Source organism: Marinobacterium sp. NO-S09 (assembly GCF_059179545.1).
In genome coordinates, this window is sequence record NZ_CP168954.1 from 2,422,566 (window position 1) to 2,444,760 (window position 22,195).

Annotated in this window: 20 protein-coding genes; 12 read left to right on the forward strand and 8 right to left on the reverse strand. The window is 54.4% G+C overall.

What is annotated here, in order from left to right:
- Positions 1–13 precede the first annotated feature (13 nt).
- Complete coding sequence (locus O3C79_RS11180; protein ID WP_494383169.1) at positions 14–661, reverse strand: pentapeptide repeat-containing protein; 648 nt, start codon at positions 659–661, stop codon at positions 14–16.
- A gap of 70 nt (positions 662–731) precedes the next feature.
- Complete coding sequence (locus tag O3C79_RS11185; protein WP_010324033.1) at positions 732–2,612, reverse strand: PQQ-dependent methanol/ethanol family dehydrogenase; 1,881 nt, start codon at positions 2,610–2,612, stop codon at positions 732–734.
- Positions 2,613–2,997: 385 nt separating this feature from the next.
- On the opposite strand from O3C79_RS11185, the gene pedF reads away from it, so the two are divergent.
- The 8 genes from pedF to O3C79_RS11225 all read left to right on the forward strand — a co-directional run bounded on the left by pedF (position 2,998) and on the right by O3C79_RS11225 (position 13,532).
- Entirely contained in the window at positions 2,998–3,438 is a 441-nt protein-coding gene (pedF, locus tag O3C79_RS11190; protein ID WP_010324034.1) for a cytochrome c-550 PedF, read from the forward strand.
- Positions 3,425–4,360: a substrate-binding periplasmic protein gene (locus O3C79_RS11195; protein ID WP_494383170.1), complete on the forward strand. Its 936-nt coding sequence runs from the start codon at positions 3,425–3,427 to the stop codon at positions 4,358–4,360. The genes pedF and O3C79_RS11195 overlap by 14 nt, the downstream gene beginning before the upstream one ends.
- Positions 4,361–4,397: 37 nt before the next feature.
- A complete protein-coding gene (locus O3C79_RS11200; RefSeq protein ID WP_494383171.1) occupies positions 4,398–5,165 on the forward strand; it encodes a quinoprotein dehydrogenase-associated SoxYZ-like carrier in 768 nt (255 codons plus the stop codon).
- A 9-nt stretch (positions 5,166–5,174) separates the two neighbouring features.
- Complete coding sequence (locus O3C79_RS11205) at positions 5,175–6,089, forward strand: quinoprotein relay system zinc metallohydrolase 1 (RefSeq protein ID WP_494383172.1); 915 nt, start codon at positions 5,175–5,177, stop codon at positions 6,087–6,089.
- Positions 6,090–6,284: 195 nt separating this feature from the next.
- On the forward strand, positions 6,285–8,051 hold the full coding sequence (locus O3C79_RS11210; protein WP_494383173.1) for a PQQ-dependent methanol/ethanol family dehydrogenase: 1,767 nt from the start codon (positions 6,285–6,287) through the stop codon (positions 8,049–8,051).
- 314 nt (positions 8,052–8,365) lie between these two features.
- Positions 8,366–9,511 carry a porin gene (locus O3C79_RS11215; RefSeq protein WP_040886301.1) on the forward strand — a complete coding sequence of 382 codons (1,146 nt, stop codon included), beginning with the start codon at positions 8,366–8,368 and terminating at the stop codon, positions 9,509–9,511.
- A gap of 264 nt (positions 9,512–9,775) precedes the next feature.
- Complete coding sequence (nosP, locus tag O3C79_RS11220; RefSeq protein ID WP_494383174.1) at positions 9,776–10,936, forward strand: nitric oxide-sensing protein NosP; 1,161 nt, start codon at positions 9,776–9,778, stop codon at positions 10,934–10,936.
- Position 10,937: 1 nt separating this feature from the next.
- Positions 10,938–13,532 carry a hybrid sensor histidine kinase/response regulator gene (locus O3C79_RS11225; protein WP_494383175.1) on the forward strand — a complete coding sequence of 865 codons (2,595 nt, stop codon included), beginning with the start codon at positions 10,938–10,940 and terminating at the stop codon, positions 13,530–13,532.
- A gap of 76 nt (positions 13,533–13,608) precedes the next feature.
- On the opposite strand, the gene O3C79_RS11230 is transcribed toward O3C79_RS11225, so the two are convergent.
- Positions 13,609–14,283, reverse strand: a complete 675-nt coding sequence (locus tag O3C79_RS11230) for a response regulator (protein ID WP_494383176.1) — start codon at positions 14,281–14,283, stop codon at positions 13,609–13,611.
- 22 nt (positions 14,284–14,305) lie between these two features.
- Positions 14,306–14,869 carry a rhodanese-like domain-containing protein gene (locus O3C79_RS11235; protein WP_494383177.1) on the reverse strand — a complete coding sequence of 188 codons (564 nt, stop codon included), beginning with the start codon at positions 14,867–14,869 and terminating at the stop codon, positions 14,306–14,308.
- Between the two features lie 246 nt (positions 14,870–15,115).
- Between O3C79_RS11235 and O3C79_RS11240 the strand changes: the two genes are divergently transcribed.
- Positions 15,116–15,463, forward strand: a complete 348-nt coding sequence (locus O3C79_RS11240) for a PilZ domain-containing protein (RefSeq protein WP_494383178.1) — start codon at positions 15,116–15,118, stop codon at positions 15,461–15,463.
- Between the two features lie 10 nt (positions 15,464–15,473).
- The gene (locus tag O3C79_RS11245) at positions 15,474–16,079 is read left to right on the forward strand and encodes a hypothetical protein (RefSeq protein WP_494385792.1); all 606 of its coding nucleotides are present in this window, start codon (positions 15,474–15,476) and stop codon (positions 16,077–16,079) included.
- Positions 16,080–16,100: 21 nt separating this feature from the next.
- Here the strand turns inward: O3C79_RS11245 and O3C79_RS11250 are convergent, their stop codons facing one another.
- A complete protein-coding gene (locus O3C79_RS11250) occupies positions 16,101–16,976 on the reverse strand; it encodes a DMT family transporter (protein WP_494383179.1) in 876 nt (291 codons plus the stop codon).
- 111 nt (positions 16,977–17,087) lie between these two features.
- On the opposite strand from O3C79_RS11250, the gene O3C79_RS11255 reads away from it, so the two are divergent.
- The gene (locus O3C79_RS11255) at positions 17,088–18,398 is read left to right on the forward strand and encodes an MFS transporter (RefSeq protein ID WP_494383180.1); all 1,311 of its coding nucleotides are present in this window, start codon (positions 17,088–17,090) and stop codon (positions 18,396–18,398) included.
- Positions 18,399–18,413: 15 nt separating this feature from the next.
- Here O3C79_RS11255 and O3C79_RS11260 read toward each other — a convergent pair whose 3' ends face one another.
- On the reverse strand, positions 18,414–18,845 hold the full coding sequence (locus O3C79_RS11260; protein ID WP_010324048.1) for an RrF2 family transcriptional regulator: 432 nt from the start codon (positions 18,843–18,845) through the stop codon (positions 18,414–18,416).
- A 330-nt stretch (positions 18,846–19,175) separates the two neighbouring features.
- Between O3C79_RS11260 and rnk the strand changes: the two genes are divergently transcribed.
- Positions 19,176–19,556 carry a nucleoside diphosphate kinase regulator gene (gene rnk / locus O3C79_RS11265; RefSeq protein WP_010324051.1) on the forward strand — a complete coding sequence of 127 codons (381 nt, stop codon included), beginning with the start codon at positions 19,176–19,178 and terminating at the stop codon, positions 19,554–19,556.
- Positions 19,557–19,625: 69 nt separating this feature from the next.
- Here rnk and paaK read toward each other — a convergent pair whose 3' ends face one another.
- Together paaK and pcaF are read right to left on the reverse strand one after the other, a co-directional pair.
- Entirely contained in the window at positions 19,626–20,930 is a 1,305-nt protein-coding gene (gene paaK / locus O3C79_RS11270; protein WP_494383181.1) for a phenylacetate--CoA ligase PaaK, read from the reverse strand.
- 56 nt (positions 20,931–20,986) lie between these two features.
- Positions 20,987–22,195, reverse strand: a complete 1,209-nt coding sequence (gene pcaF / locus O3C79_RS11275) for a 3-oxoadipyl-CoA thiolase (protein ID WP_494383182.1) — start codon at positions 22,193–22,195, stop codon at positions 20,987–20,989.

Consider the following 22,195-nt stretch of genomic DNA (forward strand, 5'->3'; position numbering starts at 1 on the left):
CATGACAGATGTATTACTGCACAGGGTTTTTCGGCACCATCCAGTCCTGCGGACAGTCCACACAATCCACCATGTGAGTGCCCTGGAAGGTAGCGAAACGGATGCTTGCGCCGCGCAAGTCGGCACCTGCCATATTGGCATAATTCAGTTTGGCCTCCTGCAGGTTAGCATTTTGCAGGTTGCAGTTGATAAACCTGGTTTTCGTTGCCCACACCATCTCGAGATTGGTGGCATAGAGCACGGCATCGACAAAGCGTGCGTTGCTCAGGCGTGCAAAAGAAAGGTCGGCTCCATCCAGGCGTGTTTCCTTGAACGATGCGCCCTGGGCATGCATGGCCCAACCCGCTACGGCAACCATATTGGCATAATCCAGCTTGGCGCCTTTCAGGTTTGCTTTTTCCAGATTGGCACGGCTTAGCAGAGCGTAACTGAGGTCTGTACCACTCAGGTTTGCACCGCGCAAATCAGCATGGCGAAGATCGGCATAGCGCAGGTTGGCACCGCTGAGGTCAATGCGATCCAGCTGCTGGCCGGAGAGGTCCTGTGCTGATAAATCGGCACCGGAACACTGGGCTTCGATACCGGGCTCACACTGGGCCGCTACTGCTGATGACATTACCAGAGTCAGCACACCAGCTGAGATCAGGGTTGCTTTGGACATGATCAGATCTCCGTAAAAAGGGCCTGCCAAACGGCAGGCCCGGGGACAGCGTTAACCGTTTATGCGGTTATTATTTCTTGGCAACCTTGTCTGCCCATTTCGGCAGTTTGAAAGCCCAGAAAGAACCACCCTGAGGTACCGGCTTGGTCAGATCAGCCATATCGCCACCCCACAGCGGCACTGCACCACCGTAACCAGAGGCAATACCGACGTACTGCTCGCCATCCATCTCCCAGGTAACCGGGCTGGAAACGATGCCGGAGCCAGTTTGGAACTTCCACAGCTCTTCGCCGGACTTGGCATCAAAGGCTTTCAGGTAACCGTCACCGGTACCAGTGAACACCAGACCACCTTTGGTTGTCAGGACACCGGCCCAAAGCGGCAGTTTTTCCTTGTGTTCCCAGGCAACATCGCCAGTCAGCGGGTCCATGGCACGCAGAATGCCGACGTGGTCGTCATACATCTTGCGGATACGGAAGCCCTGACCCAGGTAAGCTGCACCTTTCTGGTAGGTTACTTCCTCAGTCCAGTAATCCTCTTTCCAGTGGTTACCCGGCACGTAGAACAGACCAGTATCCTGGCTGTACGCCATCGGGTTCCAGTTCTTGCCGCCAAGGAAAGGCGGGGATACTTCGATGGACTCACCTTTTTTCTCGCCCGGCTTGGGTTCCGGAGGACGCTGGCCTTCTACTTCAGCAGGACGGCCGGTTTTCGGGTCGATGTGTGTCGCCCAGGTGATGTTGTCCACGAACGGGAAGGCGCGGATGAAGTCGCCGTCTTCGCGGTTTACTACATAGAAGAAACCGTTACGGTCGGCGTGAGCAGTGGCCTTGACGGTTTCGCCGCCATCTTCATATTCGAACAGCACCAGCTCGTTGTTGCCGGAGAAATCCCAGGCATCGTTCGGAGTATGCTGGTAGAACCAGTCCACTTCACCGGTGGTCGGGTCAACAGCAACCTGACCTGAGGTGTAGAGGCTATCGTAATCCTGCGGGTTTCCGCCTTCAGAGGTACGCTCCCAGGTGTTCCAGGGCGCAGGGTTACCGGCACCGACGATGATACGGTTGTTCTCAACATCAAAGCTGGCGCTCTGCCAGGGAGCACCGCCACCATGGCTCCAAGCTTCAACCTTGCCAGTTGGAGAGTTGGGATCGTCCGGCCAGCTCGGTGCGCGCGGGTCACCGGTCGGGGTGCTTTCTTCACCGTTCAAACGGCCCATGTGGCCTTCAACGAACGGACGCATCCAGATTTCTTTACCTGTATCAGGGTCACGGGCGAACAGTTTACCCACAACACCGAACTCGTCACCGGAAGAACCGTGAATCAGCAGGACTTTGCCTGTTTTCTGATCCTTGATCAGAGTAGGGGCACCGGTCATGGTGTAGCCGGCAGTGTGATCACCGAATTTCTTCTTCCAGACAACCTTGCCGGTATCCTTGTTCAGAGCAACCATGGCGGCATCCAGGGTGCCGAAGAATACCTTGTCACCAAAGATGGCTGCACCACGGTTTACAACGTCACAGCAGGGACGAATATCGTCCGGCAGACGTGCGGTGTAGTCCCAGAGTTTTTTGCCGGTTTTGGCATCGATTGCAAAGATACGGGAGTAGGAGCCGGTGATGTAGATAACACCGTCATGTACCAGTGCCTGAGACTCCTGGCCACGCTGTTTCTCGTCACCGAAAGAGAAAGACCAGGCCGGTGTCAGCATCTCGATGTTCTCAGTGTTGAGCTGAGTCATCGGGCTGTAACGCTGAGCCTTGGGACCAATACCATAGCCAAGAACATCTTCAGGTGTTGCCTGATCGTTCAGAATGTCATCCCAGGTCACTTCAGAAGTAGAAGCCTGTACAGCGGCGCTGCTCAGCCCAATCGCGGCGCCCAATACGACCGCTTGTACTCGCTGGCTCAGCAGAGAACGGCGCGGGGCTGTTATTGTTTTTTTCATCATTTCAATACCCTGTTGGTGAATGACGACAGCTCGTGGATGGAGCTGAAGTGTGCAAGGGCATTGTGCGGACCGGACAGGAGAATCGGCCACGGCAAAGCACCCGGCAAAACCGGGCTTTAAGCGGAAGGAAAAAGGGAATAATTCAGGAGTGCCGGGAAAAAGTCCCGACTAATCAAAAGGTTACCCCTTAGTTTTACGACTTTTGGTGGTGTAAGTCAAACCTTGGTCGGCATTATTCACAAATTTTACTACCAAGGGACCATATTTTGGATGCCAAGGTGTAATTCTGACCTTTCCGACCCTGGTTCATCATGTGCCTCATCACTGTCGAGCATGACGCTCGTCATTTCGATTTATGTTTTGATAAAAATAACGGTGAACGCACATGTCTAAGCTGAACAAAATCACAGGCCTGGTAGCTACCGCTGCACTGAGCGCGGCTGTATCCGGAACCGTACTGGCGCATGGCGATGTAGTCCCGCAGGCCGTAGATACTGAAGGCCTGACTCCGCTGGGTGAAGAGTGGGCTGATACCAACCCTTACCGCGATACCGACGATTTTGAGCGTGCTGTTGAAATCGGTGCTTCTGCTTATAACCAGAACTGCGCCCGTTGTCACGGACTGGATGGTATTTCGGGTGGTATTGCACCGGATCTGCGTTACCTGACTGCTGATTTCGACGGTGATGAGTGGTTCAAATACCGTGTCATCAACGGTGCCGTGCGTGATGGCGCTGTATACATGCCGAAAATGGCGGACACGCTGAGCCAGGAAGCCCTGTGGGCGATCCGCAGCTGGCTGGAGACAAAGTATGTTGAGGAATAAGCTGCCCAAACTGCTTATTTCCCTATGCATTAGCCTGCTCGCTTGCGAGCAGGCTAATGCGCGTTTGTACGATGACGTCATGGCATCCGGCTACATCCGCATGGGTGTATACAAGGATTTCCCGCCGTATTCATTCGTGCAGGAAGGGAAACCGGTCGGTGTAGATGTCGAAATTGCCCAACGTGTTTCTGAGGCGTTCGATCTGGAGCTGCAGGTCCACTGGATTACACCGGATGAGAACCTGGAAGATGACCTGCGCAACAATGTCTGGAAAGGTCACTACCTGGACAAGGATCAGGAAAACCCGCTGGCAATGAAGACACTGGCTGATGTGATGCTGCGCGTACCCTATGACAAGCAGTATGCCTACAAACAGGATTCGCTTGGCTACCTGATCAATGAAATGGTGGTAATGATGGCGCCTTACCAGCAGGAACGCTGGCAAGTGGCATACGACTCCGAGCGTCTGGATGCGGTGCGAACCGTGGCTGTGTTCCAGTATGAGCCCATTGGAGTAGAGGTGGATAGCGTGCCGGCCTTCTACTTTACATCAGCCATGCGCGGACGCATGCGTGATATGACCCATCATTTCCCGACGCCGCGGGATGCCTTTGCCGCCATGCAGTCGGGCGAAGTGGCTGCGGTTATGGCCATGCAGTCCGAGATCGACTGGCTGCTGAGCGAAGCTGATGATAGCCAGTATCGACTGGCCGAAAACGGATTTCCCACCATGGGCAAGCAAACCTGGGATATTGGCATTGCTATCCGTCAGACCGACCGTCAGCTGGGGTATGCCGTTGAAGCCGTATTGGACAAGATGATTCGATCCGGTGAAATGGCTGAAATCTTTGCCCGTTACGGCCTGCGCTATACCAAGCCGGAGTTTTATCAGGTCGCCGAGGAGGCTGCCATTTCCGAATAACCGGCTGCCTGACAATAAAAACAAAAGAGGTAGACTCATGAAGCTCAAGCAACGCCTGACGGCAGGGACTCTGTCCCTGCTACTGGCGGGCCCCCTGATGGCGGCTCAGCCAGCCGATCCCCTTGATTCTGTCATGTGGGAGTACACCCGCGATATTTTCATCGGTAACGACGATTATCGCTTTGATACGGACATCCAGGTGGATGTACCCGCCTTCGCCGAAGATCCAACCCAGGTTCCCATCACAATTGATGCCCGTGCGCACGCCGGCAATATCGAAAAGATGGTTGTCTGGGCTGACCTGAATCCCATTCAGCATGTGCTCAACTATTACCCAGGCAGTGGTGCCAACCCCAAGGTGTCGCTGAGAATCAAGGTTCAGCAAAGTACGGCAGTCCGTGCGGCTGTACTGACCCGGGATGGGCTCTGGCATGTTGGCTATGCACAGCTCGATGCAGCCGGTGGTGGTTGCACCACGCCGAGCATGGGCAATGCTGACCCTTATTGGCAAAGCCATCTGGGTGAAATCCAGTCACGTCGCTTCCAGAGTGGTCAGGACGACAGTGCCCGCTACAAATTCCGCGTTATTCACCCCATGGATACCGGCCTGGTTGATGCCATTCCTGAATTCTATCTGGAGCAGGTAGAAGTCAGAGATGCCGAGAATCAGACGGTTGTGCGGATGGAGCTGTCACCGCCGGTATCCGAGAACCCGGTGTTTACCTTCGATCTCAAGGACCAGGCCAATGAGTATCACCTCTGGTTACGTGACAATGGTGGCAACGAATTCGAGCAGGCGTTATAGGAGGCAGGGATGAAGAATCTGTTTGTAATCGCATTGCTGATGATTCAACCGGCGGTAGCGGCCAAGCTGGAATACAATTTGGAGGCTGATCAGGTGGCGGAAAATACCTGGTTTGTCGAAGGTACAACAGAAGACTTCAGTTTTGAAAATGGCGGCAACATCGTCAATACCGCTTTTATCGCCACGGAAGAAGGGGTGTTGGTGCTCGATACCGGTGTATCACGTCGCTACGGTGAAGAGTTGCGTTCCTTAATCGAGGCCACCACGCAGCAACCGATCAAACTGGTCATCAATACCCATCAGCACCCTGACCATTTTCTTGGCAACCAGGCCTTTACGGAGGCACCCATTGCTTCACTGGCCAAAACACAGCAACAGATTGCACAAAACGGTGATGCCTTTGCCGAGAATATGTATCGACTGGTTGGTGACTGGATGCGCGGTACCGAGTCGATAACCCCTGATCAGGTCTTGGAACCCGGCATGATGCAGATGGGCGAGCATAAGCTCGAGTGGATCGAACTGACCGGGCACAGCGGGGCTGATCTGGTGCTGTTTGATCATACCACCGGGGTACTGTTTCCCTTTGATATGGTGTTTTATCAGCGAGCCTTAACTACTCCCCACACACCCGGACTTAAGCAGTGGCGTTCCGAGCTGGAGCAGCTGCGACAGATTCCGTTCAAGCTGATGCTGCCGGGACATGGTCCCGCTGTAACAGATGCCCGCGCACTCGATCAGATGCAGGCCTATCTGGATTGGCTGGATACTACATTCACGCATGCGGCAGAACAGGGTTTGAGCATGACTGAAGTGATGGCGCTGCCTATCCCGGAGCAATTTAATAGCATCAGTCTGCGTCAGCAGGAGTTTGAACGCTCAGTGTTTCATCTCTACCCCGACTATGAAGCCGCCGCTTTTTGATCGGATCGCCAATTTATGACCATGCTGAAGGCCCCGTTTTACGGGGCCTTTTAGCGAGTATTACTACCAAGTGAGGATAAAACTGCTTCGCCGGTTCAATTGTGAGATTGCACCCCAAATTCAAGAATGCCCAAACGGGTCGGGAACTTTTCCCGACTGCTCCTGGAAAACAAAAAATCCTAAAAGGGGACAGCGATGAAGAAATTTGGCCGCAGCACAGGCTTTGCAGTATCCACGCTGGTTGCTGCCATGTCCTTTGCCGGAATGGCACAGGCGGGCATCACCGACAAGGATATTCTGGCTGACCAGATGACGACTGACGATGTCGTGTCTAACGGTCTGGGTCCGCGTGGGCAGCGTTACAGCCCGCTGGACAAGCTGAACACTGAAACCGTAAAGGAACTGCGTCCGGTATGGTCGTTCTCCTTCGGTGGCGAGAAACAGCGTGGTCAGGAATCTCAGCCGATGATTAAGGATGGCGTCATGTACGTCACCGGTTCCTATTCACGTGTATTCGCAATTGACGCCAAAACCGGCGATGAGCTCTGGGAATACAACGCACGTCTCCCCGACGGCATCATGCCGTGCTGTGACGTAATCAACCGTGGTGTTGCCCTGTACGGCGACCTGGTCATCTTCGGTACTCTGGATGCCAAACTGGTTGCCCTGAACAAGGACACCGGTAAGGTTGTCTGGAAAAAGAAAGTAGCTGACTACAAGGAAGGTTACTCTCTGACCGCCGCGCCTCTGGTGGTTAAAGGCAAAATCATTACCGGTGTGTCCGGTGGTGAGTTCGGTGTAGTGGGCAAGGTTGAAGCCTACGACGCGGTAACGGGTGACATCGTTTGGACACGTCCGACCGTTGAAGGCCACATGGGCTACATCTGGAAAGATGGCAAAAAAGTCGAAAACGGTATCTCCGGTGGCAAACCGGGTGAAACCTGGCCGGGCGATCTGTGGAAAACCGGTGGTGCTGCAACCTGGCTGGGCGGTACTTATGATCCGGAAACTGACCTGATGTTCTTCGGTACCGGTAACCCGGCTCCGTGGAACTCTCACCTGCGCCCGGGTGATAACCTGTTCTCTTCTTCACGTCTGGCTATCGACCCGGATACAGGCAAGATCGTTTGGCACTTCCAGACCACGCCGCATGATGGCTGGGATTTTGACGGTGTAAACGAGCTAATCTCCTTCGACTACGAAGACGGTGGTAAAACGGTTAAGGCAGCGGCTACCGCTGACCGTAACGGTTTCTTCTATGTTCTGAACCGTGAAAACGGTGATTTCATCCGCGGCTTCCCGTTTGTTGACAAGATTACCTGGGCTGAGGGCCTGGACGAAAACGGTCGCCCGATCTTCAAGGAAGGTGGTCGTCCGGGTAACCCGGCGGATGCCAAAGAAGGCAAGAAAGGCGAGTCGGTTATGTCCGCTCCGTCCTTTTTGGGTGGTAAGAACTGGATGCCGATGGCTTACAGCCAGGACACTGAGCTGTTCTATGTTCCCTCCAACGAGTGGGCCATGGATATCTGGAACGAGCCGGTCTCCTACAAGAAAGGTGCTGCTTACCTGGGTGCCGGTTTCACCATCCGTCCGATGAACGAAGATTACATCGGTGTGCTGCGTGCGATCGACCCGAAAACCGGTAAGGAAGCCTGGCGCTATGAGAACTACGCGCCGCTTTGGGGTGGTGTGCTGACAACCAAGGGTAACCTGGTCTTCACCGGTAACCCTGAAGGTTACCTGATGGCCTTTGACGCCAAGACTGGTGAGATGCTTTACAAGTTCAACACCGGCTCCGGCATCGTTGGTTCACCGATTACCTGGGAAGATGATGGCGAGCAGTTCGTTTCCGTTGTCTCCGGTTGGGGTGGTGCGGTACCGCTGTGGGGTGGTGAAGTCGCCAAGCGCGTCAAGCACCTGAACCAGGGTGGTTCTGTATGGACCTTCAAACTGCCTAAATAACGCCTGACTTTTACGTTCAATCGTTACTCAAGCCCTGCCGGCATTGCCGGCGGGGCTTTGTTCGTTTGTACTTTGTGCTATAAAAAGCCCTTAAATATCAATATGATGAATATATTATCTTTGCTGCGACTGCGTCTAATACCAGGGGGCAGGGTCGTAATACTCAGGTAGTTGGCAGGGTATTGCTACAGCCCAGCCGCAACCAATGTAGCACTCTAAACCCGCCATAGAAGCATGTTGCAAATACCCGCCAGAACGGATCATCAGGGCATCGTAATCACGATGTCATGAACGAACTTCCATCTGGGGGAAATATGAAGAATAAGAATTTGTCCATGAAACTGCTGCCGGCAATGGTTGCACTGGGCATGGCCGCACAGGCACAGGCGGGCATCACCTTGTACGACAAGGACGGCACCACGTTCAGCACTGATGGTCTGATCAACGCCTTCTACGTACACAGTGAAAACGACGACCGTGAGCAGTCACGCGTGAAAATGGGCTTCCTGCCCAACTATATCGGCTTCAACTTCGGCAAGGACACCGGTGATCTGCAACTGGGAGCCCGTTCCTCTTTCTGGGTAAGCATTAACGATTCCGACGTTGTGCGTGCCAATAACCAGGGCCGCGGCGAATCTCTGGGTACCGACACCGGTATCGATGTGCGTCAGTTCTACGGCACTGTTGATGCTGACTGGGGTCAGGTCCTGATCGGTAAAGACTTTGGTCTGTTCAACCGTACCAACATCATGTCTGACGAACTGCTGCTGGGCTACGGCCAAACCTCTGATGCGCTGGGCCTGATTGATGGCGGCAACGTATCTTTCGGTAACATCGGCAGTGGTTACACCTACCCGTTCCCGAAAGCCCAGATCACCTATCGCAGCCCGGCCAAACATGGTCTGCAGCTGGCAGTTGGTATCCTGGATCCGAGCAAATCAGACGTGGACTCGTCTGAAGACACCCCGCGCTTTGAGGGTGAGTTGACCTATAGCGCTGATTACAACAACACCGCATTTAAAGCCTGGATCGGCGGCCTCTACCAGAGCTCTGACGATCCCGACGGTACCGATGTAAACAGCATCGATTCCACTGGCGTTTCCTTCGGTGCCAACGTTAAGTTTGGCGGCCTGTCTCTGACCGCTTCCGGTTTCGAGAGCGAAGGTATCCACCCGGCTGCGATCGACAACTTTGTTGTTGCTGAAGCGGCGGAAATGGAAGGCTACCTGCTGCAGGGTTCATACACCTTCGGTAAAAACCGCGTAGCCCTGTCTTACGGTGAGAACGAAGGCGAAAATGGTGTCGACTTCACCTACGAAAACACCGCTGTTGCCTGGTTCTACACTGTGAACGACAACCTGAAGCTGGTTGCTGAATACGACCAGACAGAAATCGATGGCTCCACTCTGGGTAAAGAAGAAAACGACACCGTTGCACTGGGTGCTGTTATGACCTGGTAATACGAGCTGTCGTAGTGCCTGCCGCACAACTGGACCCCTTCACCGGTTGTGCGGTTTTTTTATGCCTGAATGATGCTTATAGTGCTTAAGTAGTAGAAAACCTCAGCATTGGGGTGTCTTTTCCCTCAAAAAAAGATAAAACCTTTTATATTCATTGGTTTGTGTACGACTGAAGGCTTTTTAGAAGATACTGAAGTAGCATTACTGCCGAGTTGTAACAGCAGATACAATTATCCTGTGTAAATCCTAGCGCGAGTGAGAGCCATGAACGCGCCACTGTTTCAAGAGCCGGTACGATCGGCCATGTCTTCACATCGAGATGTCGGGCGCGCTGCAACAGAACTCGCTGCGCAATTGTCACATCCTGATCTCGGTTTTGTGTTGTTTTTTTGTTCCGCAGAATATGATCTCGGAGCCTTGTCGTCTGCTCTGGAAGCGGCCTTTGCCGGCGTGCGTCTGGCAGGCTGCACTACGGCAGGGGAGTTGACGCCGCGCGGCTATGACCAGGGCACCATTACGGCCCTGGGGTTTGATCGCAACCTGTTTGCCGTCGAAGTGGGCCTGGTCGAAGAACTCGAGACCTTCACCTTGCCGCGTGCGCAAAAGCTGGTGGATACCCTGATCGGCCGTTGTCGTGATACGCGTGTCGCGCCCATCAAGGGACGCACCTTTGCCCTGACGCTACTGGACGGTCTGTCCAGCCAGGAAGAACAAGTACTGGTAACCTTGGACTCCGCACTGGGCAGCATTCCCCATTTTGGCGGATCCGCTGGTGACGATATTCACCTGACCGGTACCCATGTATATGTAGATGGCGCTTTTCGCACTCAAGCGGCTGTCGTTGTGATGGTGAATACCCCTCTGGATTTCGAGGTGTTTACCACGCATCACATGCAGAGCCTGGAAAAAAAGCTGATTGTTACAGAAACTGATCCGGCTACCCGCACCGTGTATGAACTGAATGCAGAACCTGCAGCGGTTGAATATGCCCGACTGTTGGGTATCGAGCTGGATGATCTGGATTTTGGTACTTTCGCCATGAATCCGCTGGCGGTGCGTATCGGTCAGGAATACTTTGTACGCTCCATTCAGAAGGTAAATCCGGACCTGAGCCTGACCTTCTACTGCGCGGTCGAGAACGGCATCGTTCTGACCGCCATGCGCCCGGATGCCATGCTGGCGAATTTGAGTCACCGCTTCGATAAAATCGAAAGCACGCTTGGCGAGCCTCTGATCACCATCGGTTGCGACTGCTTCCTGCGCCGTCTGGAAGCGGAGCTGACCGGCCAGGCAGATGAAACCTCACGCCTGTTGGTGCAACATAACGTGGTGGGCTTCAACACCTACGGTGAGCAGTTTGATGGCATGCATATCAACCAGACATTTACTGGTGTGGTAATCGGACGGACGCAGAATGACTACTGATATGACAGCAGCACAAATGCAGGCGCGTATCGATGAGCTTGAGCAGGAGAATGCCAAGCTTAGACGTATGAAGGATGCGTTGATAGAACGGGTAGAATCCAGCAGTTCTGTTCGTACCGCCCCTTATGCTGCATTTGAGCATTCTGTCATTCTGGCCGAGCAGGTGCGTGAGCGTACCGAGGCGCTGAACGCTGCGCTGGCCGAGTTGAAACAAAGCAACTATGCACTCAAGCAGGCCAACCAGGAAGCCGCGACGGCCCACCAGCGCCTGATTGATGCCATCGAAAGTATCACCGACGGCTTTGTGTTGTTCGATTCCGACCGACGCATTCTGCTGTTCAATAGCCGCTTCCGTGATTACTGGGCCGGTACGGGGACGCGTATTGAGCGGGGTACCACTATCCAGGATGTACACCGACTGGCCATGGATAGTGGTTTGATAATTGAGCAGCATGAAGGCCGTGGCGATGATGATGCTACGGTATTCCGACTGTTCAATGATCGCTGGGTACAGGTCAACGAACGTCATACCGGTGATGGCGGTCTGGTCATTCTGTACACCGATATTACGGATCTCAAGGCCAGCGAAGCGGCTCAGCGAGAGCAGGCGTTGGCACAAAAAAGCCGTCAGCTGCAGCGGACGGTCGATAACCTGTCACAAGGTGTGGCGCTCATCAATGCCAATGGCTGGCTGGAAGTCTGGAATGATCGCTTTAATGAGTTGATCGGTCTGACTATCAATCACGAACAGCCCTTTGCAGAAGTCATGGCGGCCTCGGAAGTGGGCCTTCTGACACCGGATACACTGAGCCCCAGTGGTGAGCAGTTGTTCGAAATGGAGCAGCGCCTGTCTGATGGGCGAGTCATTGAAATCAAGACTCATCCAATGCCGTCCGGTGGCTTCGTTAATACCTACACCGATATCACCGAGCGTGACCAGTACGCCGAGTCCCTGCGTGAAAACGAGCGCTGGCTTCGCCTGATTACCGACCATATTCCGGCCTTGATCGCCTATGTCGGCGCCGACGAGTGCTTCCAGTTTACGAACCAGGTATACGATGACTGGTACGGCTGGCCAAGAGGCAGCCTGATTGGCCAGAGCATACGCCAGGTGCACGGCGACAATCTATACACCCGGCTGGAGCCGCATATCAAGCAGGCGTTTGCCGGCGAAAATGCCACCTTCGAAATTGACGAGTGTAACGCTGCCGGTGATAACCGGCACATGCTCAAGTCGTACGTACCTAATCGAGATGCCCAGGGGAATACCGTGGGCTTTTTTGTTCTGATTCGTGATATTACCGAACGCAAGCGCACGGCATTGGCACTGCAACAGGCCTATCAGAATCTGGAGCAGCGCGTAAAAGAGCGCACCTCAGAGCTCACCGAAGTCAACGGACAGCTGCGTCAGGAAATTGAAGAGCGTCGCCTGATCGAGGCCCGCTTGAGGGACGCCAAGCAGGACGCCGAGCAGGCCAACCTGTCGAAGAGCAAGTTCCTGGCGGCGGTAAGTCATGACTTGCTGCAGCCCTTGAATGCAGCTCGCCTATTCACCGGCGCCTTGCTGGAACAGCCCATGCCCGAGCGCATCAGTGAGCTGATCTATTCAGTCAGTAACTCCCTGCAGGATGTGGAAACACTGCTGGGTACTCTGGTGGATATCTCCAAACTGGATGCAGGCGTCATCAAGCCCGATGTGGCGCCGTTCCGACTCAATGAGCTGCTGGATACCCTTACTGCTGAATACCGTCAGCTGGCGGCGGTAGACGGCCTCAAGTTCCGTTTCCGTGGCACTGATGCCGTAGTCATGAGTGATGCTACCTTGCTGGCACGTGTACTGCGCAACTTCCTGACCAATGCCCTGAGGTATACCGATGTGGGCGGTGAAGTGCTGCTCGGCTGCCGAATGCGCTCCGGTAGCGTTTTGATTGAGGTTTGGGATACAGGGTCAGGTATTCCTGAAGACAAGCTCACCGAAATTTTCCAGGAGTTCCGTCGTATTCCACGTGGTGGCCGACAGCAGGACAAGGGCCTCGGCCTGGGTCTGGCCATTGTCGATAAAGTCAGCCGCATGCTGGAACATCCCGTGCGTGTACGCTCCCGTCAGGGCAGGGGCTCGGTGTTCTCGGTGGAGGTGCCGCTGGGGCGCCTCAAGCCTGAATCCTTCTCGCCGCAGTTCAGAGAGCCGGGGATCGATAATCAGCTGCAGGGAGCGCGTATCTGGATGGTCGATAATGACGCCTCCATCTGTGATGGTATGGCCACCCTGTTAGGCGGCTGGGGCTGCGAGGTGGTGACGGCTTACGGGTTGGAAGATCTGCAACAACAGGTGTCGATCGGGCAGGCAGAACTGGACCTGCTGATTGCCGATTATCATCTGGATAACGGTGAAACTGGTATCGACCTGGTACGTGAAGTACTGCAGCAGCGGGTGGAAGTGCCGCCGGTATTGATGATTACCGCGAATTACAGCAACGACCTGAAACAGGAAGTAAAGCAGCAAGGCTACCTGTTGATGAACAAGCCGATCCGCCCGCTTAAGCTTAAAGCTACCCTTGGGCACCTGCTGCAGCAAAGACGCCAGTTACCTGCCTGAGAGAGTATGGGAAAGGTTACAGAACTGAAAATGGGCTCATCAGAGCCCATTTTTCATTGTCATCACGGATAGTCCGTTAACGTCTCAGGTATTGTGCAAAGTCGATATCGCTGGCAGAGAGAATGGCCTGTACACGGTTATGTACACCGAGTTTGCGCAGGATCGCGGACACGTGTGCTTTAACCGTCGTTTCCGCAATATGCAGGTTGTAGGCGATCTGCTTGTTGGATTCGCCCTTGGCCATGCGCTCAAGCACCAATAGCTGTCGGCGGGTCAAGGAGGAGAGTAGCTCGGGCGCTATTTGCGGGTGGTCATTGGTGCGACGGTTACGACGGCTGCTGTCCTGATCACTCTGACGAATAATATCGGAAGGCAGGTACACATTGCCCTGCAGGATCTGCTCCAGTGCTTCTGTCATCTGGGCGCGTGGCGAGGATTTCGAAATGAAGCCCACGGCACCACAGGTGATCGCCTGCAATACAATCTGCTTGTCGTCTTCGGCAGAGACAATCACCACCGGAATGGTCGGTGCTTCATTACGTAAGGAGATGAGGCCGTTCAAACCGTTCATGCCCGGCATGTTGAGATCCAGCAACACCAGGTCGAGGTCATCATGGGTTTGCGCCAGTGAAAGGGCGGTCTCCAGATCTTCGGTTTCCAGCGTTTCGGCCTCGGGGAAACCGGTTTCAATCACGTTGGTGATCGCCTCACGGAACAGTGGGTGGTCATCGGCAATCAGTATCTTGTACACGTCTCAGTCCCCGTTATCGTTATTATCGAGTGGTATCAGGACGATCCGTATCCTGAAGTATTTGCTTGTCCGGTAAGGGTACCGGCTGCGCAGCTACCAATTTGCGCTCAGCTTCCCGCCATCCATCCGTTCCTTCGGCAAACCAGTAGAGCTGTTGATAGCCCCATTGGTTGGCGCGTTTTACCGCATTCCACGACATCCAGCAGTCGGCTGTGCAATAAACCACAATTGCCCGCTGCTTGTCACCCTGCGTTATGCGCTGCAGGTGTGTCTGAAAATAATCGGTCCAGCGTTCATTCAGCTCGCCAAGGCCAACATTAGGCAACCAGACACTGCCCGGCAGGTTGTAACGTTGCCGGGTCTGGAGGAAGATACCGCTTTGCCAACTCACCGGCTGTACATCCAGCAGAATCGGCGCTGGTTTGGCGGTACTCTGCAACCTGACAAGCTGCTGCACATCGATTCTGGTGCCGCCCTCGGCCTGCTCAGGCGTGGGGCTGCGATAACGGCCAATTCGGTATCCTTCCCAGGAAAAATACAGGTCGGTCCTGTCCTGGCCGCTTCCAGCGCTCCAGACAGGAGACACAGGTAGCGATATCGAAACCGCTAATGCAATTATTGCTGCTTTTTGCACACAGAACATAGGCAGTACTCCATAAGTCCATTACACCTGCCGCAAGGTTCAAGAGGAATTGAACATTGGCCCCAAAAAACCGGTACTGAAGTAGTAGATGGCCCTGTGTAGATTGTTGATTTGACTGACCTCCGACATTGTCCCTCTGGCCAGTAATGACTAGGATTGAAGACAAATAACGCTGTACCGAGAAAGATCATGTTTGATGAACGCCGTATTTACCCCCGTGTCTCCTGTAACTTGCCTGCCGAGCTTGAAACCTCGACGGGCGAGTCTATCGATGTACGTATCGTTAACCTGAGTAGGGGCGGCTTCTATGTAGAGGGTGATGCCAGCCTGGTGGGCATTGAATCGCCACAAGGCGTTGGCCCGATAGAAATATGGCTGCACTTCGGCCTGCCCTCCAGCGCATTGCATTGTCATTGTCGTGTCGTTTACAAGCGCCGCCATGCACATGATCACGTAGGACTGGGCCTGAACCTGATATCGACGGATCATCAGGCGATTGAGCAGCTGGACGATTTTGTCGGAAATAACCTGCAGTAGGGCTTAGGTGATGATTCTGCGTCCCTGGCAATGGGCATTGGTTGTACTGCTGGCTGCAGGTTTCTGGCTCGTGCGTATGGAGCCACCTGAGCCTGCTCTGGAAACACCTTTTGTCAGTGTCAGTGCCTCTCCAGAGTTACCCGGTCAGCGCATGCTGTCAAATGCCCCATCTATACGAAAAGATGAATATCAACTGCGTCTGCTGGCGGAGTTTGCCATTGATGCTCGCATTCTGGCGCGTGAGGACTACAGCTTTGGCCGTGAGAGCGATTTGTCGCCCTGGGACTTTGCCCTGGGCTGGGGAGATATGGCTCGGCCTGAAGTGGCAGACAAGTTTGCTATCCGCCAGTCCGGTCGCTGGTACTACTGGCGCTCGGAGCAGTTGCCTATCCCCCGTCGCAAGGTTGAAACCAGTAGTGCCAATATGCACCTGGTCCCGGCCAGTGATGAAGTGCGCGACCAGCTTGAGGCACTGGACGAAGGGGATGAAATCAGCTTCAAGGGTTTTCTGATTGAGGCCCGTGGGGATGATGGCTGGCGTTGGCGCAGTTCACTGACTCGCGAGGACACCGGTGACGGTGCCTGCGAGCTTATTCTGGTGACAGAAGTACTTTGATGGCAGTCTGACAAAAGCAGTTTAATCGCTTTGCAGCGGCAGGCGCTTGCGGTGCTCTGCCAGGATATTAACGAAATTGCCGGCCAGCATCATGGCGGCACCGACGGCAACAGGCCAGTCAATTACTTCTGAATAGAACAGATAGCCAACCAGAGCGATCAGTGGCAGGCGCATAAAATCCATCGGCACTACAACGGTTGCATCGGCCAGTTTGAACGCACGCGTCATGCAGTAATGTGCGCTCATGGCCGTTACCCCGACCAGAATAATCCAGGGAACAGAACCCAGAGAAGGCGTTTTCCAGTCCAGCAGGCTGGGAATCATGCCCATGGGGAGCTGCATCAGGGTCATGTAGAACAGGATGCACAACGGTGTTTCCGTGGATGAAAGTGACTTGGTTTGTATATAGGTCAGTGAATAGCCAATAGCACCGGCCAGCACGGCAAAAGCAGCCGGGTGAACCGCTCCCATGCCCGGACGTAATATAACCAGCAAGCCGGTAATACCCAGCACCAAGGCCGTGAGCCGTGGCAAGGTTAGACGCTCACCAAGAAAAGTTGCTGCAAGCAAAGCTGTCCATACCGGTGTCGTGAATTCGATGGCAATAACCTCGGCCAGGGGAATAAACGCCAATCCGAAAAACCAGCCGTACTGCCCACCAAAATGCGCCACATTGCGTATCAGGTGCCCCTTGAAGCGGTGCGTTTTGATCTGAGCCCATCCGGATCGGGATACCAGAAAGCTGATCAGCAGTACCCCGATAACGCTACGGAAAAAGAGTATCTGGTAGGTCGTGAATTCAGCAGACAATTCGCGGCCTGAAATTGCCATTGCCATAAACGAGAAAAGGGCACCGACCATCCAGAGAGTGGCTTGAAGTACGGAGGGGGCTGTCATTATCCTTGTATCCTTGGACCCGAAAGAGGCAGCAAGCCTAGCAACTTCGGTCAGGGAAATGAACTCTGGGCAGCCGAGCTGTCACGCGTCTTACCTAAGGAGCACACACGAATGTCCAAGGGCACGTTAAGTCAGGACCTGTATGCAAAATTACTGAATGAGGAGGATGCCCGGGCCTGTAAGGCCATTGATGAAGATGCCTGTAAAGAAGTACCCGGTAATTTTTTATGGCTGGTCTTTAGCCAGTTTCTGACAAAACTGGGTGATGCCATGGGCAACCCCAAAGTGGTGTTGCCGGCCGTGATGGAGGCAGTGAGCGCGCCCCTCTATCTGCTCGGTTTCCTGGTGCCTATCCGTGAGTCCGGCTCCATGATGCCTCAACTGCTCATTGCAGGCTTTGTTCGGCGCTTACCTATACGCAAGCACGTCTGGGTTGTTGGCAGCCTGTTGCAGGCATTGTGCATGATGTTGATAGCACTGATTGCCTGGCAGCTTGAGGGGGCGGCAGCGGGATGGTCCATCATTGGCTTGCTGGTGTTGTTCAGTCTGTCACGGGGGTTATGCTCCGTTGCGGCCAAGGATGTGTTGGGCAAAACCATCCCGAAAACACAGCGCGGGCGTGTTAATGGCTGGTCAGCCAGTGTAGCGGGGCTGGTGACACTGTTGGCTGGTGCCTGGTTTGTGCTGGCAAATGGCGAAGGGGACATGAGTGGCGCCAGTTTTGGTGTTCTGCTTTCACTGGCGGGCCTGTTATGGATTCTCGCAGCCTTAACCTATGCCCAGATACGTGAATTCCCCGGTGAAACCGATGGCGGTGTTAACGGCATAACCGAGGCATTCAAGCGACTGGATATATTGCGCACCGATTCGGCCTTCAGGCTGTTTGTCATTACCCGTTCTTTGTTTCTCTGCTCGGCCCTGTCTGCGCCTTACTATGTGGTGCTGGCACAACGGGCTCAGGACAATTCACCGGCATTGCTGGGTCTGTTTATTATCGCCAGCGGCGCGGCCGGACTAATTTCAGGGCCCTTCTGGGGGAGGTTTGCCGATCTGTCCAGCCGTTCCGTCATGACACTGGCAGCACTGATGTCATCACTGGCGGGGATTATCGTCTGGGCGATTGCAACCTGGTTTCCCCATTGGCTGGATATTTTCTGGCTTATACCGCTTTGCTATTTTGCACTGAGCATTGCCCACCAGGGCGTACGTGTCGGTCGTAAAACCTTTATCGTGGACATGGCAGAGGGTAACAGACGTACCGACTATGTTGCGGTGAGTAATACCGTGATCGGTATAGTGCTGCTGATTATGGGCTTCACAGGTGCGCTGAGTGTTGCCGTGCCTATCAGCACCATTATTCTGATTCTCTGCCTGATGGGGCTGGCCGGCGTACTGCTGTCACTGCGTTTGCCGGATGTGTAACCTGACCCTACAGCTTTACCCCTCCAGGTTGACCTGAATTAACGCCTGCATCTGCCGGTCGTTAATCAGATCTGCCAGGGTGTATTGCTGCAGAACGGCAAAAAAGGCCTGTTGTGCTTCGGCCAGTACACCCTGCAATCGACAATGTGCAGTCAGTCGACAGGGTTGGCTGTTGCAGTCGATCAGAGGTGTGGTGCCTTCGGTTTGGGACAACAGCTGGCCCAGGTTTATCTCTGCAGCAGGCCGGGCCAGGCTAATTCCACCACTCTTGCCGCGATAAGTACTCAGGTACTCAAGTTTCCCCAACGTGTGTACCACCTTGCGCAAATGCTCCCGTGAAATGGAGTAGAAATCGGCTATTTCAGCCAGGTTGGAGCGTTTCTGGTCATTGATGGCGACGTAAAAAAGTACGCGCAGGGAGTAGTCGGAAAAGCGGCTTAGCTGCATGGGGCTTCTCAGGTCTGGAGCGGTTTAATGACACAAAACTTGCCTGTGTATTATACCGGCTATTGCACTAACGGGGTTAAAGCGTAACAATGCATACAGGGTGCATCGCACCTTTTTACCTTCTGTGAGGCTCATTTCCCTTATGTTGTATATCCGGATGACATTGCTGTCCGCAGCCCGCCTTGTTGCAGGCCTGCCGCTCACACGCTGATTTGTATCGGCCTGTGTCTGTAGGGCAGGCCGACGGGTATACGAACACCTCTTGAATTCTCTGGTAGTCCCGGTTATCCGGCGGCTATCTTTATTTGTTGTAAAAATGGAGTAAACGCCATGGCTGAGATGCCGTGTATTCTGGTGTCCGAAAAGGATATTGACCAGCTTGAAGCGCTGCTTGAGCGCAAAGAATTTCGTGATAACCCTGGTCTGGACGCGCTGCGTACCGAGCTGGCACGTGCTGATGTGGTTGCCGAAGAGGCGATGCCGGCAGATGTGGTGCGCATGAATTCCTGTGTCACCTTCGAGGTGGAGGAGACAGGGCAGCAGTTTCAACGTCATCTGCTGTACCCGCATCAACTGTCATCCGTTGAGCATCCCATCTCGATTATGGCACCCATCGGTTCGGCATTGCTCGGACTGCAGGTTGGCCAAACTATCGATTGGACGCTGCCGGGTGGCAAGCATAGCCATGTCCGTATCGTGTCCATCGACTAAAACTGACAGTACAGATACGAAAAAGCCGGCAAATTGCCGGCTTTTTTACGTTTTAAATCCTGGTAAGACTTACTTGCGCTGGTCAGATACGCGCTGGGCCTTGCCTTCAGAGCGCGGGATGCTGCCGCTGTCGACAATGGCAATTTTGGTGCTGATGCCGATGTAGGACTTGATGTGGTGCTGCAGTTCCTTGATCACAGCGGCTTCATCAGTACCCTTGGCTTCAGGTGCCAGCTCGACTTTAACGTCGACCATGTCCAGGTTGCCGTTCTTGGTGATGATGATCTCGTAGTGCGGTGCCAGTGCTGCGACTTTCAGGATCTGTTCTTCGATCTGAGTCGGGAACACGTTTACACCACGGATGATCAGCATGTCATCGGAACGGCCAGTGATCTTGTCGATACGACGCATCGGACGTGCAGTACCCGGCAGCAGACGGGTCAGGTCGCGTGTACGGTAACGTACAACCGGCATGGCTTCCTTGGTCAGAGACGTGAAGACCAGTTCACCATACTCGCCGTCCGGCAGAACTTCACCGGTGTTCGGATCGATGATTTCCGGGTAGAAGTGATCTTCCCAGATGGTGGGACCATCTTTGGTTTCGATGCACTCCATGGCAACACCCGGGCCCATCACTTCAGACAGACCATAGATGTCGACAGCGCTGATACCGGCACGCTGCTCGATATTCTTGCGCATTTCATCGGTCCAGGGCTCGGCACCGAAGATGCCGGTTCGCAGCGGCAGTTCACGCGGGTCAACACCCTGACGCTCCATCTCGTCCAGAATGTTCAGGAAGTAGGACGGGGTCACCATGATGATATCGGGCGCAAAGTCCTGAATCAGCTGAACTTGTTTCTCGGTCTGACCACCGGACATGGGGATCACGGTGCAGCCCAGACGCTCGGCACCGTAGTGCGCGCCCAGACCACCAGTGAACAGACCGTAGCCGTAGGATACGTGTACCTTGTCACCACGATGGCCGCCAGCAGCACGGATAGAGCGTGCTACGACATCAGCCCAGGTATCGATATCGTTCTGGGAGTAACCCACAACAGTCGGCTTGCCGGTAGTACCGGAGGATGCGTGGATACGTACGATTTCGTCCATGGGAATGGCGAACATGCCGTACGGGTAGTTGTCACGCAGATCCTGTTTGGTGGTGAACGGGAAGTGCTTCAGGTCTTCGAGTGATTTCAGCTCGAACGGGTGAACGCCTTTCTCGTCACACTTCTGCTTGAAGTGGGGGACATTGTTATAGGTATGCGCGAGGCTCCAGCGCAGGCGACGCAGCTGGGTTGAGCGCAGCTCGTCAATGCTCGCGGTTTCAATTTCTTCGAGGGATCCACGCATCATAGGCTGTTGGTGTTTCATGCTTGTTATTATCCCGTTGTTTGTAATAGTTGGAGTTCTGGCACCTGAGTTGGGGATCAGACGCGTTCAATAATGGTGGCAATACCCTGACCGACACCAATGCACATCATGCACAGGGCGTAACGACCACCCGTACGGTGCAGCTCGTACATGGCAGTGGTGATCAGGCGGGCGCCGCTCATGCCCAGCGGGTGACCCAGGGAGATAGCACCACCGTTCGGGTTAACGTGTGCTGCATCATCCGGCAGACCCAGGTCGCGGGTTACGGCCAGCGCCTGTGCTGCAAAAGCTTCGTTCAGCTCGATTACATCCATATCTTCGATGCTCAGGCCCGCTTTAGCCAGTACCTTGCGTGCAGCCGGTGCCGGACCAAAGCCCATGATACGCGGTTCTACACCGGCAGTTGCCATGGCAACAATGCGTGCTTTAGGCGTCAGGCCATTGGCTTTAGCCGCTTCTTCAGAGGCGATCAGCAGGGCACAGGCACCATCGTTAACACCAGAAGCATTACCCGCTGTTACCGAACCACCTTCACGGAAAGGTGTCTTCAGTTTAGCCAAGCCTTCCAGAGTTGTGCTGGCACGGGCGTGCTCATCGGTATCAAACACGACCGGATCCGCTTTGCGCTGCGGAATGGTGACCGGGATGATCTCTTCAGCCAGCTTGCCATTCTTCTGTGCTTCAGCGGTACGTTGCTGGCTGCGCAGAGCAAAAGCGTCCTGATCTTCACGGCTGATGTTGAAATCAGCAGCTACGTTTTCCGCAGTTTCAGGCATGGAGTCCACACCGTACTGAGACTTCATCAGCGGGTTGATGAAACGCCAGCCGATAGTGGTGTCATACAGGCCGTTCGGGTTACGGGTAAACGCAGATTCAGCCTTGCCCATCACGAAAGGCGCACGGGACATGGACTCAACGCCACCGGCGATCATCAGTTCGGTATCACCGGACTTGATGGAGCGAGCCGCCAGACCCACTGCATCCATACCGGAACCACAGAGACGGTTCACAGTAGTGCCCGGCACTTCTACCGGCAGGCCTGCCAGCAGAGATGACATGTGCGCCACGTTACGGTTATCTTCACCGGCCTGGTTGGCACAGCCGTAGATGACATCATCTACCTGAGTCCAATCCACGTCCGGGTTACGCTCCATCAGCGCTTTCATCGGGATGGCGCCCAGATCGTCAGCACGAACGCTGGCGAGGGTGCCTGCATAGCGACCAATCGGTGTGCGGATAGCATCACAGATAAAGGCATCTTTCAT

Coding starts and splice junctions, on each gene's coding strand:
- O3C79_RS11180 (WP_494383169.1), bottom strand. CDS start 661: ATGTCCAAAGCAACCCTGATCTCAGCTGGTGTGCTGACTCTGGTAATG.
- O3C79_RS11185 (WP_010324033.1), bottom strand. CDS start 2,612: ATGATGAAAAAAACAATAACAGCCCCGCGCCGTTCTCTGCTGAGCCAG.
- pedF (WP_010324034.1), top strand. CDS start 2,998: ATGTCTAAGCTGAACAAAATCACAGGCCTGGTAGCTACCGCTGCACTG.
- O3C79_RS11195 (WP_494383170.1), top strand. CDS start 3,425: ATGTTGAGGAATAAGCTGCCCAAACTGCTTATTTCCCTATGCATTAGC.
- O3C79_RS11200 (WP_494383171.1), top strand. CDS start 4,398: ATGAAGCTCAAGCAACGCCTGACGGCAGGGACTCTGTCCCTGCTACTG.
- O3C79_RS11205 (WP_494383172.1), top strand. CDS start 5,175: ATGAAGAATCTGTTTGTAATCGCATTGCTGATGATTCAACCGGCGGTA.
- O3C79_RS11210 (WP_494383173.1), top strand. CDS start 6,285: ATGAAGAAATTTGGCCGCAGCACAGGCTTTGCAGTATCCACGCTGGTT.
- O3C79_RS11215 (WP_040886301.1), top strand. CDS start 8,366: ATGAAGAATAAGAATTTGTCCATGAAACTGCTGCCGGCAATGGTTGCA.
- nosP (WP_494383174.1), top strand. CDS start 9,776: ATGAACGCGCCACTGTTTCAAGAGCCGGTACGATCGGCCATGTCTTCA.
- O3C79_RS11225 (WP_494383175.1), top strand. CDS start 10,938: ATGACAGCAGCACAAATGCAGGCGCGTATCGATGAGCTTGAGCAGGAG.
- O3C79_RS11240 (WP_494383178.1), top strand. CDS start 15,116: ATGTTTGATGAACGCCGTATTTACCCCCGTGTCTCCTGTAACTTGCCT.
- O3C79_RS11245 (WP_494385792.1), top strand. CDS start 15,474: ATGATTCTGCGTCCCTGGCAATGGGCATTGGTTGTACTGCTGGCTGCA.
- O3C79_RS11250 (WP_494383179.1), bottom strand. CDS start 16,976: ATGACAGCCCCCTCCGTACTTCAAGCCACTCTCTGGATGGTCGGTGCC.
- O3C79_RS11255 (WP_494383180.1), top strand. CDS start 17,088: ATGTCCAAGGGCACGTTAAGTCAGGACCTGTATGCAAAATTACTGAAT.
- O3C79_RS11260 (WP_010324048.1), bottom strand. CDS start 18,845: ATGCAGCTAAGCCGCTTTTCCGACTACTCCCTGCGCGTACTTTTTTAC.
- rnk (WP_010324051.1), top strand. CDS start 19,176: ATGGCTGAGATGCCGTGTATTCTGGTGTCCGAAAAGGATATTGACCAG.
- paaK (WP_494383181.1), bottom strand. CDS start 20,930: ATGAAACACCAACAGCCTATGATGCGTGGATCCCTCGAAGAAATTGAA.
- pcaF (WP_494383182.1), bottom strand. CDS start 22,195: ATGAAAGATGCCTTTATCTGTGATGCTATCCGCACACCGATTGGTCGC.